12 protein-coding genes are annotated in these 11,137 nt (G+C 64.4%); 10 read left to right on the forward strand and 2 right to left on the reverse strand.

Annotated elements, in window-relative coordinates; all coding sequences use genetic code 11:
• Nucleotides 1-5 precede the first annotated feature (5 nt).
• Nucleotides 6-1,130: a magnesium transporter CorA family protein gene (locus ACFQNJ_RS15525; protein WP_382259215.1), complete on the reverse strand. Its 1,125-nt coding sequence runs from the start codon at nucleotides 1,128-1,130 to the stop codon at nucleotides 6-8.
• Between the two features lie 10 nt (nucleotides 1,131-1,140).
• Nucleotides 1,141-2,142, reverse strand: a complete 1,002-nt coding sequence (gene hemB, locus ACFQNJ_RS15530) for a porphobilinogen synthase (RefSeq protein ID WP_382259217.1) — start codon at nucleotides 2,140-2,142, stop codon at nucleotides 1,141-1,143.
• A gap of 241 nt (nucleotides 2,143-2,383) precedes the next feature.
• Here hemB and ACFQNJ_RS15535 point away from each other — a divergent pair, with 241 nt between their 5' ends.
• The 10 genes from ACFQNJ_RS15535 to ACFQNJ_RS15580 all read left to right on the forward strand — a co-directional run.
• Nucleotides 2,384-3,511, forward strand: coding sequence for a hypothetical protein (locus tag ACFQNJ_RS15535; RefSeq protein ID WP_382259219.1), 1,128 nt, complete (start codon nucleotides 2,384-2,386; stop codon nucleotides 3,509-3,511).
• A gap of 240 nt (nucleotides 3,512-3,751) precedes the next feature.
• The gene (locus tag ACFQNJ_RS15540) at nucleotides 3,752-4,180 is read left to right on the forward strand and encodes a CopD family protein (protein WP_382259221.1); all 429 of its coding nucleotides are present in this window, start codon (nucleotides 3,752-3,754) and stop codon (nucleotides 4,178-4,180) included.
• Nucleotides 4,181-4,188: 8 nt separating this feature from the next.
• On the forward strand, nucleotides 4,189-5,307 hold the full coding sequence (locus tag ACFQNJ_RS15545; RefSeq protein WP_382259223.1) for a VanZ family protein: 1,119 nt from the start codon (nucleotides 4,189-4,191) through the stop codon (nucleotides 5,305-5,307).
• Nucleotides 5,308-5,318: 11 nt separating this feature from the next.
• Nucleotides 5,319-5,657: a (2Fe-2S) ferredoxin domain-containing protein gene (locus tag ACFQNJ_RS15550; protein ID WP_382259225.1), complete on the forward strand. Its 339-nt coding sequence runs from the start codon at nucleotides 5,319-5,321 to the stop codon at nucleotides 5,655-5,657.
• 55 nt (nucleotides 5,658-5,712) lie between these two features.
• On the forward strand, nucleotides 5,713-6,339 hold the full coding sequence (locus tag ACFQNJ_RS15555) for an alpha/beta hydrolase (RefSeq protein WP_382259227.1): 627 nt from the start codon (nucleotides 5,713-5,715) through the stop codon (nucleotides 6,337-6,339).
• Nucleotides 6,340-6,380: 41 nt separating this feature from the next.
• Nucleotides 6,381-7,556 carry a D-alanyl-D-alanine carboxypeptidase family protein gene (locus ACFQNJ_RS15560; RefSeq protein ID WP_382259229.1) on the forward strand — a complete coding sequence of 392 codons (1,176 nt, stop codon included), beginning with the start codon at nucleotides 6,381-6,383 and terminating at the stop codon, nucleotides 7,554-7,556.
• Nucleotides 7,557-7,691: 135 nt separating this feature from the next.
• Entirely contained in the window at nucleotides 7,692-8,069 is a 378-nt protein-coding gene (gene rpsL, locus ACFQNJ_RS15565; RefSeq protein WP_374643110.1) for a 30S ribosomal protein S12, read from the forward strand.
• Nucleotides 8,070-8,223: 154 nt separating this feature from the next.
• Entirely contained in the window at nucleotides 8,224-8,694 is a 471-nt protein-coding gene (gene rpsG, locus ACFQNJ_RS15570; protein ID WP_374643112.1) for a 30S ribosomal protein S7, read from the forward strand.
• Nucleotides 8,695-8,784: 90 nt separating this feature from the next.
• Nucleotides 8,785-10,887: an elongation factor G gene (gene fusA / locus ACFQNJ_RS15575; protein ID WP_382259231.1), complete on the forward strand. Its 2,103-nt coding sequence runs from the start codon at nucleotides 8,785-8,787 to the stop codon at nucleotides 10,885-10,887.
• 111 nt (nucleotides 10,888-10,998) lie between these two features.
• The coding region (locus ACFQNJ_RS15580; RefSeq protein ID WP_374641854.1) for a GTP-binding protein at nucleotides 10,999-11,137 on the forward strand (139 nt) is incomplete at its 3' end.

The raw sequence follows: 11,137 nt of genomic DNA on the forward strand, positions 1-11,137 counted from the left end.
GCGCCTCAGCGCCCGCCCGTGCGGGCTAGGTAGCGCTTGCGCCAGAACAGGCCGGTCAGCACACCGGCGATCAGCGTCATCGAGCCCATCGCCCACCAGAAGCCGGCCTTCTCGTGCAGCAGCGGAATGAACTCGAAATTCATGCCGAAGATGCCCGCAATCAGGTTCAGCGGCAGGAAGATGGCCGTCAGCGCCGTCAGCGTGCGCATGATGTCGTTGGTGCGGTTGCTCTGGGCCGAGAAATGCATCTGCACGGCGGTTTCGGCGTTCTGCTCCAGCCGGCGAACATGGTGCACCACGCGCTCGATGTGCTCCAGCACGTCCCGGCTGCGCACCTTCAGCAGCTCCAGACCCCGGTGGCCGCCGAAGTGGTCGGGCTGACCCTCCACCACTTCCCAGCCGGCCAGCGCCTCGATCCAGTCCTGGATGGCCGATCGCTGGTCCTCGCAGATTTCGTCAAGCTGGTGCAGCGTGGTGCGCGCGTCCATCAGTGCGCTCCAGTTCGAAAACCGTGCGCGGGGGCTCAGCAACTCCGACTGCCAGTGGTCCAGCTGGCGGGTCAGCTCCCGGCGCAGATCCAGGTAGCCATCGACCATCTGGTTCACGATGCGCAGCATCAGGTCGGCCGGGCTGATCGGCTGCTGTACCCCGGCTGCGCGGGATGCCGCCGTGGCCGAGGACAGCAGGCGTTGGGCGTAGTGATCCAGCACCGTGCAGCCAGCGGGATGCACCGTCAGCAGCACCCGGTCGAACACGGCAAACCCCACCGGACTGGTGTCGATGCGGCGCAGCACCGGTGGGCCTCCGCGTCCGGAAGGACGGCTGAGCAACTGGCCAGGGTGCGACAGGTCGGTCTCGCTGTGACCGGCCGCGAGGCGCCGGAACACCAGCACGTCGTATTGCGACGTGTAGTCGAAGTGCGAGGGCAGCTGGTTGTTGAGCAAATCGCTGATGTGCAGGTCCACCAGCATCACGCCAGCCCACTGGTGCAGGGCCCCTTGCACGTGCGATTGCTCCAGCTCGAACTCGCGCCGGCCGCAGGCAATCCAGAGAAAGCCCTTGGCTGGCAGCCCCTCGGGCAACTGGGCCATTTCGGCCACCGCGCCCGGCTGGATGTGGAAGACGCGCACGGCGCGAATCTCAGGCGCGCAGCAGGCGCGCGGCGTCACGCGCGAAGTAGGTCAGGATGCCGTCGCAGCCGGCGCGCTTGAAGGCCAGCAGGCTTTCCATCATCACGGCATCGTGGTCCAGCCAGCCGTTCTGGGCGGCGGCCTTGAGCATGGCGTATTCGCCGCTGACCTGGTAGGCAAACGTGGGCATGGCGAACTCGTCCTTCACCCGCCGCACGATGTCCAGGTAGGGCATGCCGGGCTTGACCATCACCATGTCGGCGCCCTCGGCGATGTCCAGCGCGACCTCGCGCAGGGCTTCGTCGCTGTTGCCGGGGTCCATTTGATAGACCTTCTTGTCGGCCTTGCCCAGGTTGGCGGCCGAGCCCACGGCGTCGCGGAACGGGCCGTAGAAGGCACTGGCGTACTTGGCGCTGTAGGCCATGATGCGCGTGTGCACGGCGCCGCTCGATTCGAGCGCTGCTCGGATCGCTCCGATCCGGCCGTCCATCATGTCGCTGGGCGCGACCATGTCCACGCCGGCAGCCGCCTGGGTCAGCGCCTGCTGCACCAGGATCTTCACCGTCGGGTCGTTCAGGATGTAGTTGTGCTCGTCCAGCACGCCGTCCTGGCCGTGGCTGGTGTAGGGGTCCAGGGCCACATCGGTCATGACGCCCAGGCCGGGAAACTCCTTCTTCAGCGCCCGCACGACGCGCGGCACCAGCCCGTCCGGGTTCATGGCCTCCTGGCCGTCCGGTGTCTTCAGAGACTGGTCGATCACGGGGAACAGGGCCATCACCGGGATACCCAGCTTCACGCAGTCCTCGGCCACCGGCAGCAGCAGGTCCAGGCTCAGGCGCTCGACGCCGGGCATCGAGCCCACCGCTTCGCGTCGACCCTGACCGTCCAGCACGAACACCGGGTAGATGAAGTCCGACGGGTGCAACCGGTGCTCACGGACCAGTTCGCGGGTAAAGGCATCGCGGCGCAGGCGACGGGGACGGGAAAGGGGGTAGGGGGCGGGCGTATGCATCCGCCTATTGTGGCAAAACGCTTTCGGGCCTGGTGGGAGCCGCACGGACTGTGCACGTCCTCAAGTTACGGCATGTAAAAAATACCGAACGATTGAAAAACGCTCACGAATGTGTTGAACTCCACATTAAGTAGAAAAGACTGTTGCTTACCCGCTATGCGGATGGGTATTCAAGCGATACGTTTCATCCTGGGGCAGTTGTCCCGCTGGAGTCCGGACCGATCAACCTGCAGAGCCCGCCATGCTGACCACCAAGAAACCCTCCCCGTCGCCCGCTGCCGTGGGCAAGTCCCCTGCCGAATCGGAAGCCTGGTCCCTGGATGACCATTGGCCGGAAATGGTGTCCAACCTGGCCAGCCAGGTCACGGAAGGCGTGAGCCTGCTGCAGCATCACCTGGACCAGCTGCTGGTCAAAGGCCGGCTTTCCAAGCTGGAACACCGGTTGCTGAGCGTGCCGGCTGAGCGGATCAAGCTGGCCGGGGTCAGCGCCCAGCAGGTGCAGCGTTTTTATGGCGGCCGCATCCGGCAGTCGCACGAGAAGGTCAACCTGGCTGATCTGATCGAAGGCGTGCTGCAGGAGCGCAAGACCGAACTGGGTCAGCTGGGCATTGCCCTGCGCCGCAAGCTCAAGCCGCTGGAGGTTCTGATCGACCCCACCGTCGCCCACACCTTTGTCAACGCGGTGCTGGACTGGGCCTTGCCCTTCGGCAACCGGATCGATGTGCGCCTGGATCTCAACAGCTGGCCCCAGAACGCACGACTGCAGGTCCGGGTGGCCAACGACGGCCTGCCGCCATCGAGCAGCGCCCACATGGACAACCTCAGCTGGATGCTGATTCGCCAGATCGCCAACTCCGCCGGCGGGATCGAACCCACCCGGGACCTCAACGACGACGGTGTCAGTTTCACGGCCATGTTCACCCGCACCGTCCAGGCGGTCGATGGCATCTCGGCGGTCGATCTGTCGGACGATCACACCCGCACGTCCATGTTCAAGTCGCTGTCGGGCACCTATGTGCTGACGGTCTCGCCCAGTCTGCAGATCCGGGCCGACGTGCGCGATTCGCTGCGCGAGATCGGCATCGCTTCCGACAGCGTGGTGGATCTGCAGCAGGCACGCGAAGCCATGCGCGCGCGCATGCCCAACCTGATCGTCGTCGATTCGGAGCTCAAGGGTGACGATTTCGATGCCTTCCGCCGCGAGATCCTGCGTGAAGTCTTCGAGTTTCCCTTTGTCGAGATTTCGCCCGATGACAGCTCGTTCGACATGTCCGGCTTCGGGGAGTTCTCCATGGCCAAGGTGGGCCGGGGCAACATCCGTGAGGCCCTGGGCACGGCGGTCATGTTCGAATTGGCCAAGGCCGTCTGAGTGCCGCCACAGTCTCACCCCTGTCATTTCTGACAGGGGTGGATTCACACATCCCAAAAATATGTTGTAACATCTAGGCTGAGCGAACCGAAAGGCGAGCTCCCCGCTTTTCCTCCCTGAGCGGGTGCCTTAGTGTGTGACAGCAAAAAGGCTTCCCAACCCGGCCCATTGGCCGGGTTCTTTTTTTGGCCGCCGGCAGGGCGGTCGAAGACCTGTCCCCGCCCGACTACACTGGTGGACATGCTCTGGGTCAAGTCCTTTCACATCCTCTTTGTGGCCAGCTGGTTTGCGGGCCTGTTCTATCTGCCGCGCATCTTCGTCAACCTGGCCATGGTCCCGCCCGAGTCGGTGGCCGAGCGCCAGCGGCTGCTTCTCATGGCGCGCAAGCTCATGCGCTTCATGACCATCCTGGCGGTGCCGGCCCTGGTGCTGGGGCTGTGGCTCTGGCTGGGTTACGGCATCGGCAAGGGCCCGGGCAATGGCTGGATGCACGCCAAGCTGACCATCGTGGTGCTGTTGCTGGGTTACCACCACGCCTGTGGCGTCATGCTGCGCCGATTCGAGGCGGGCATCAACCGCCGAAGCCATGTCTGGTACCGCTGGTTCAACGAGGCACCGGTCGTCATGATGCTGGTGGCGGTCGTGCTGGTGGTTGTCAAGCCATTCTGATCCCGGGCGTGGCCAGCGGACGATCGACGGCCTCCATCCTGGCCTTCCTGTTCGCAGGCCTTGTTCTCTACGCCAGCCTGTACCCTTTTGAAGGGTGGGTCTTCCGGGGGCAGGCCCCGTGGGCGTGGCTGCGGGAACCCTGGCCCCGTTACTGGACCGCCTTCGATGTCATGGCCAATCTGGTGGGCTATGTCCCGCTGGGCTTGCTGATCGGTCTGGCACAGATCCGCAACCGCTGGCCAGCCTGGTCCTGGCCGCTGACGGCCTTGTTGCCGGTGGTGCTTTCCCTGGGCGTCGAGACCCTGCAGGTGTACCTGCCCATGCGTGTGCCCTCCCGCCTTGATCTGGTCCTCAACGCCACGGGCGGTTTGCTGGGGGTGCTCATGGCCGGCTTGCTGGCCCTGACCGGCACCGAGCGGCGCTGGGACGCCATGCGCCTGCGCTGGTTTGACCCGCAGGCCAGGGGAAGCCTGGTCCTGCTCGCCCTGTGGCCCTTTGCCTTGCTCTATCCCGCGCCGGTCCCGTTCGGGCTCGGGCAGGTGGCGATGCGCCTGTCCGAGCAGATGGACAGGCTGCTGGCGGACACACCGTTCCAGTCGTGGCTGACCGCAGGGCCATCCCCCCTGCCGCCGCTGGGTCCGTTGACGCAGTCCCTGTGCGTCATGCTGGGGCTGCTGGCGCCCCTGCTGCTGGCCTATGGGGACATGCCTTCGCGGGTCCGCCGCTTCTGGCTCATGCTGGCGCTCATCGGCACAGGTCTGGTGGTGTCCGGCCTGTCGGCCGCCCTGACCTGGGGGCCGGATCACGCCTGGTCCTGGATCAGTGCGCCCTTGTGGCTCGGCGTCCTGCTGGCCATGACCGGCGGGCTGGCGGCGGTCTTCCTGCCCCAGCGACTGTGCGCGGCGCTGTTGCTGCTGACCCTCGGGGTTCTGCTGGCCGTGCTCAACCGGGCCCCGGACAGCCCTTACCTGGCCGAGTCGCTCGAACTGTGGGAGCAGGGGCGTTTCATCCGCTTTCACGGCCTCTCCCAATGGCTGGGCTGGCTCTGGCCTTATGCTGCGCTGGTGTACGGTGCGGCAATGATCTTCTGTCGGACCGACCAGGCCCGGCATCCTTCGCGAAACTAGAATTCCCTCCCATGGACGCACCCAAGTCGTATTACCAGCGGCACATTTTTTTCTGTCTCAACCAGCGCGACAACGGCGAAGACTGCTGTGCCAACCACCGGGCGCAGGCGGCTTTCGACCGGTGCAAGTCGCAGGCCAAATCCCTGGGGCTGCTGGGGACTGGCAAGGTCCGGGTCAACAAGGCCGGCTGCCTCGATCGCTGCGCCGGGGGCCCGATTGCGGTTGTCTACCCGGAGGCGATCTGGTACAGCTATGTCGACGAGAGCGACATCGACGAGATCGTCCAGTCCCACCTGCGCGATGGCAAGGTGGTCGAGCGCCTGCTCACCCCGCCGGACGTCGGTCGTTGATGCCAGACCGCTCTGACCGCCGAGCCCGTTTGCCGGGACCGTTGTCGCACCTGCCATGAACGCACAGACCGAATACCTCGTCCATCCCGGCCCCGCGGGGCTGCTGGAGCTGGCTGTCGACCGGCCCGAAGGACCGGCCCAGGGCGTCGCCGTCATCGCCCACCCGCATCCGCTGCACGGCGGGACCATGACCAACAAGGTGGTCCAGACCCTGGCGCGGGCCTTTGTCCAGTCGGGCTGGACCGCGGTGCGTTTCAATTTCCGTGGCGTTGGTCGCAGCGAAGGGGTCTACGACGAGGGTCGCGGCGAGCTTGATGACCTGCTGGCCGTGGTGGCGGCACAGGCCGCCCAAGGCCCGCTCTGCCTGGCCGGTTTCTCGTTCGGCGCCTTTGTCACCAGCCACGCGGCGGCGCGCCTGCATGCCGCTGGACGCGACCTCCGCCGACTGGTTCTGGTTGGTACCGCTGCCAGCCGCTTTCAGGTGGCTACAGTGCCGGGGGAACTTCACCTGCAGACCCTGGTCCTTCATGGCGAGGCCGATGACACGGTGCCTTTGGCGTCCGTGCTCGATTGGGCCCGGCCCCAGAGCCTGCCCGTGCTGGTGGTCCCCGGGGGCGGGCACTTCTTTCACGGACAGCTGCCCCTGCTCAAGGACCTTGTCCTGCGCCATCTCCGCGCCTGACCCGCGTCAGGCCCGTTCACCCGATCCTGAGGAATCCTGTTTTGCTCAAGCGTTTTGTTTCCTGTCTCCTGATCGCTGGCTCGCTGGCACTGCCGCTGGCCCGCGCCCAGTCGCCCCAGCCCCCCGAGGTCGCCGCCAGGGCCTACCTGCTCATGGATGTCACCTCCGGGCAGATCCTGGCCAGCAAGGATGCCGACCAGGCGGTTGAGCCCGCGTCGCTGACCAAGCTGATGACCGCCTACCTGGTCTTCGATGCCCTCAAGGCCAGGAAGATCTCGCTCACGCAGACCCTGCCGGTCAGCGAGCGCGCCTGGAAGATGCCGGGCTCGCGGATGTTTATCGACCCCAAGATGCAGGTCCCGGTGGAAGACCTGATCAAGGGCATGATCGTCCAGTCGGGCAACGACGCCACGGTTGCCCTGGCCGAGGGCGTCGGCGGTACTGTCGAGCGCTTCGTCGAGATGATGAACACCCAGGCCAAGGCCTTGGGCATGACCGGCACCGGCTACCGCAATCCCGAGGGCCTGACCGCACCCGGCCACACCACCACGGCACGAGACCTGGCCACGTTGGCCACGCGCCTGATGCGCGACTTTCCCGAGTACGTTTCCTACTACGCCATCCAGCGCTACCGTTACCCGGGCACGCCGGCGGCCAACGACACCAACCGCAACCTGCTTCTTTTCCGCGATCCGACGGTCGACGGCCTCAAGACAGGGCATACCCAGGCCGCCGGCTACTGCCTGGTGGCCACCGCCCGCCGTGATGTGCCAGGGCTTGGCGCCGGCAAGGACGGTCAGCGTCGTCTGCTGAGCGTGGTGCTGGGTGCCGCCAGCGAGAACGCCCGCGCCGCCGAGAGCCAGAAGCTGCTCAACTGGGGCTACACCGCCTACGAGGCGGTGCGTCTGGTCGCTCCAGGTCAGCCAGTGGCCACGCCCAAGGTCTGGAAGGGAAAGTCGCCAGAGGTCCGCCTCGGACGTCCGGAGGGCATTGTGGTCACCGTGCCGGCTGGCGAGGGGGCTCGCCTCAAGACCGAGGTGGTTCGCCCTGATCCTCTGGTGGCGCCCTTGCAGCGCGGGCAGCAGCTGGGTACCCTGCGCGTGACCGGCACGACCGGTGCCACCGTGGCCGAGGTGCCCCTGACGGTTCTTGAGACCGTGGAGGAAAGCGGCATTCTTGGACGTGCCTGGGACGCCCTGCGACTCTGGATCCAGTAAGCCCTCGAGATCTCCTGCAGCCCCGCCGCCGTGCGGGGCTTGGTGTTTCTGGGGCCACGTGATACAGTAGAGGGCTTTTCGGAATTTTCCGAGGGGTGACTTTTTCCGTTTTCAAACGTTTAGGGACGTTTCTCAATGCCAACCATCAGCCAACTCGTGCGCCACGGCCGGGAGGTCGAAAAGACCAAATCCAAGAGCCCGGCCATGGAAAACTGCCCGCAGCGTCGTGGCGTGTGCACCCGCGTGTACACCACGACCCCCAAGAAGCCCAACTCCGCTCTGCGTAAGGTCGCCAAGGTGCGCCTGACCAACGGTTTTGAGGTGATCTCCTACATCGGTGGTGAAGGCCACAACCTCCAGGAACACAGCGTGGTGCTGGTCCGTGGCGGTCGTGTCAAGGATCTGCCCGGTGTGCGTTACCACATCGTCCGCGGTTCGCTGGACCTGCAAGGCGTGAAAGACCGCAAGCAGTCGCGTTCCAAGTACGGTGCCAAGCGCCCGAAGAAGGCCTGATCGGTTTTCTTTTATCGGTGCCGCCCGGTTTTGACGAGCCGGATCGGCGTAGTGATCCTGAACAAGGATCGAGTAAGTGCAGGTTCCTGATGAATCTGCGGGGTGTCCGGAGAACAGGACGTTCCGGTCATCAACTGAAGCAAGAGGTGAAAAAATGCCACGTCGTCGCGAAGTCCCTAAACGTGAAATCCTGCCGGATCCCAAGTTCGGCAATGTCGAAGTCGCCAAGTTCATGAACGTGATCATGCAAGGCGGCAAGAAGGCGGTTGCCGAGCGCATCATCTACGGCGCGTTCGAGCAGATCGAGAAGAAGTCGGGCAAGGACCCGCTGGAAATCTTCACGACCGCCATCAACAACGTCAAGCCCATGGTGGAAGTCAAGTCCCGCCGTGTCGGTGGCGCCAACTACCAGGTGCCCGTTGAAGTGCGTCCGGTGCGCCGCCTGGCCCTGTCGATGCGCTGGATCAAGGAATCCGCCAAGAAGCGCAGCGAGAAGTCCATGGCCCAGCGCCTGGCCAACGAGCTGATCGAGGCCACCGAAGGCCGTGGCGGTGCCATGAAGAAGCGTGACGAAGTGCACCGCATGGCAGAAGCCAACAAGGCCTTCAGCCACTTCCGCTTCTGATCGCGCAGCTCACTGCCGACGCATCGCAAGCGAGCCCGCAATCCCGGTTTCAGGGGTGGCGGGCTCTGTCAATATCTCCGGAGAATTTTCATGGCACGTACCACGCCCCTTGAGCGTTACCGCAACATCGGTATCTCGGCCCACATCGACGCTGGCAAAACCACCACCACCGAGCGCATCCTGTTCTACACCGGTGTGAACCACAAGATCGGTGAAGTGCACGACGGTGCCGCCACCATGGACTGGATGGAGCAGGAGCAGGAGCGTGGCATCACGATCACCTCCGCCGCCACCACCTGCTTCTGGAAGGGCATGGACCTGTCCTACCCCGAGCACCGCTTCAACATCATCGACACCCCCGGCCACGTGGACTTCACCATCGAGGTGGAGCGTTCCATGCGCGTGCTCGACGGCGCCTGCATGGTGTACTGCGCCGTGGGTGGCGTTCAGCCCCAGTCCGAAACCGTCTGGCGCCAGGCCAACAAGTACAAGGTGCCCCGTCTGGCCTTCGTGAACAAGATGGACCGCACCGGTGCCAACTTCTTCAAGGTCTATGACCAGATGAAGCTGCGTCTGAAGGCCAATCCGGTCGCCATCGTGATCCCGATCGGCGCCGAAGAAAACTTCAAGGGCGTGGTCGACCTCATCAAGATGAAGGCCATCATCTGGGACGAAGCTTCCCAGGGCATGAAGTTCGAATACCAGGACATCCCGGCGGAACTCCAGGCGCAAGCCGAAGAGTGGCGCAGCAAGATGGTGGAAGCTGCGGCAGAAGCCAACGAAGAGCTGATGAACAAATACCTTGAGGAAGGCGACCTGACGGAAGCCGAAATCAAGGCCGGCATCCGCGCCCGCACCCTGGCGGTCGAGATCCAGCCGATGCTGTGCGGCACCGCCTTCAAGAACAAGGGTGTGCAGCGCATGCTGGACGCCGTCATCGACTTCCTGCCCTCGCCGGTGGACATCCCGCCCGTGGCCGGTACCGACGACAACGAGAAGGAAACTTCCCGCAAGGCCGACGACGAAGAGAAGCTGTCGGCCCTGGCGTTCAAGCTGATGACCGACCCGTTCGTCGGTCAGCTGACCTTTGTTCGCGTGTATTCCGGCGTCCTCAAGAAGGGCGACAGCGTCTACAACCCGATCAAGGGCAAGAAGGAGCGCATCGGTCGTATCGTGCAGATGCACGCCAACAACCGCCAGGAAGTCGAAGAGATTCGTGCCGGCGACATCGCTGCCTGCGTGGGCCTGAAGGAAGTGACCACGGGTGAAACCCTGTGCGATCCGTCCGCCATCATCACCCTGGAAAAGATGGTCTTCCCAGAGCCCGTGATCGCACAGGCCGTGGAACCCAAGTCCAAGGCTGACCAGGAAAAGATGGGTATCGCCCTGGGCCGTCTGGCTGCTGAAGACCCGTCCTTCCGCGTCAAGACCGACGAAGAGTCCGGCCAGACCATCATCGCCGGCATGGGCGAGCTGCACCTGGAAATCATCGTCGACCGCATGAAGCGCGAATTCGGCGTGGAAGCCAACGTCGGCAAGCCGCAGGTGGCCTACCGTGAGACCATCCGTGGCACGGTCGAGGAAGCCGAAGGCAAGTTCGTGCGCCAGTCCGGTGGTAAGGGCCAGTACGGTCACGTGGTGTTCAAGATCGAACCCCAGGAGCCGGGCAAGGGCTTCGAGTTCGTCGACGCCATCAAGGGCGGCGTGGTGCCCCGCGAGTACATCCCTGCCGTGGGCAAGGGCGTGGAAGAGGCCCTGACCAGCGGTGTCCTGGCCGGCTATCCGGTGGTGGACGTCAAGGTCACGCTGCACTTCGGTTCGTACCACGATGTGGACTCGTCCGAGCAGGCGTTCAAGATGGCCGCCATCTTCGGCTTCAAGGAAGGCTGCAAGAAGGCTCAGCCCGTCATCCTCGAGCCCATGATGGCCGTGGAAGTCGAGACGCCTGAAGAGTACGCCGGTAACGTGATGGGTGACCTGTCCTCCCGTCGCGGCATGGTGCAAGGCATGGAAGACATGGTCGGTGGCGGCAAGGCCATCAAGGCCGAGGTGCCGCTGTCCGAGATGTTCGGCTACTCGACCACCCTGCGCTCCATGTCGCAAGGCCGTGCCACCTACACCATGGAATTCAAGCACTACAGCGAAGCTCCTCGCAACGTGCAGGAAGCCATCATCTCGGCCCGCGCCAAGTAATTCACCGATCTGTCTTCGGCACCCCCTCGGGGTGGGCCTGCTGCCCGTGGCAGGCCCGTGCCGGAGACGTAAAACACGCACGGGCATCGTTCTTTCATCGAGGTATTTGCAATGGCAAAAGAGAAATTTGAGCGGACCAAGCCGCACGTGAACGTGGGCACCATCGGTCACGTGGACCACGGCAAGACGACGCTGACGGCTGCCATCACGACCGTTCTGTCCAAGAAGTTCGGTGGCCAGGCCAAGGCCT

The sequence above is a fragment of the Hydrogenophaga bisanensis genome, from assembly GCF_042665135.1.
Classification (GTDB): Bacteria; Pseudomonadota; Gammaproteobacteria; order Burkholderiales; family Burkholderiaceae_C; genus Hydrogenophaga; species Hydrogenophaga bisanensis.

Excerpts from the sequence above, each read along its gene's own strand:
- rpsL (WP_374643110.1), top strand. The coding sequence starts at position 7,692 with ATGCCAACCATCAGCCAACTCGTGCGCCACGGCCGGGAGGTCGAAAAG.
- ACFQNJ_RS15535 (WP_382259219.1), top strand. The coding sequence starts at position 2,384 with ATGCTGACCACCAAGAAACCCTCCCCGTCGCCCGCTGCCGTGGGCAAG.
- ACFQNJ_RS15555 (WP_382259227.1), top strand. The coding sequence starts at position 5,713 with ATGAACGCACAGACCGAATACCTCGTCCATCCCGGCCCCGCGGGGCTG.
- rpsG (WP_374643112.1), top strand. The coding sequence starts at position 8,224 with ATGCCACGTCGTCGCGAAGTCCCTAAACGTGAAATCCTGCCGGATCCC.
- fusA (WP_382259231.1), top strand. The coding sequence starts at position 8,785 with ATGGCACGTACCACGCCCCTTGAGCGTTACCGCAACATCGGTATCTCG.
- ACFQNJ_RS15540 (WP_382259221.1), top strand. The coding sequence starts at position 3,752 with ATGCTCTGGGTCAAGTCCTTTCACATCCTCTTTGTGGCCAGCTGGTTT.
- ACFQNJ_RS15550 (WP_382259225.1), top strand. The coding sequence starts at position 5,319 with ATGGACGCACCCAAGTCGTATTACCAGCGGCACATTTTTTTCTGTCTC.
- hemB (WP_382259217.1), bottom strand. The coding sequence starts at position 2,142 with ATGCATACGCCCGCCCCCTACCCCCTTTCCCGTCCCCGTCGCCTGCGC.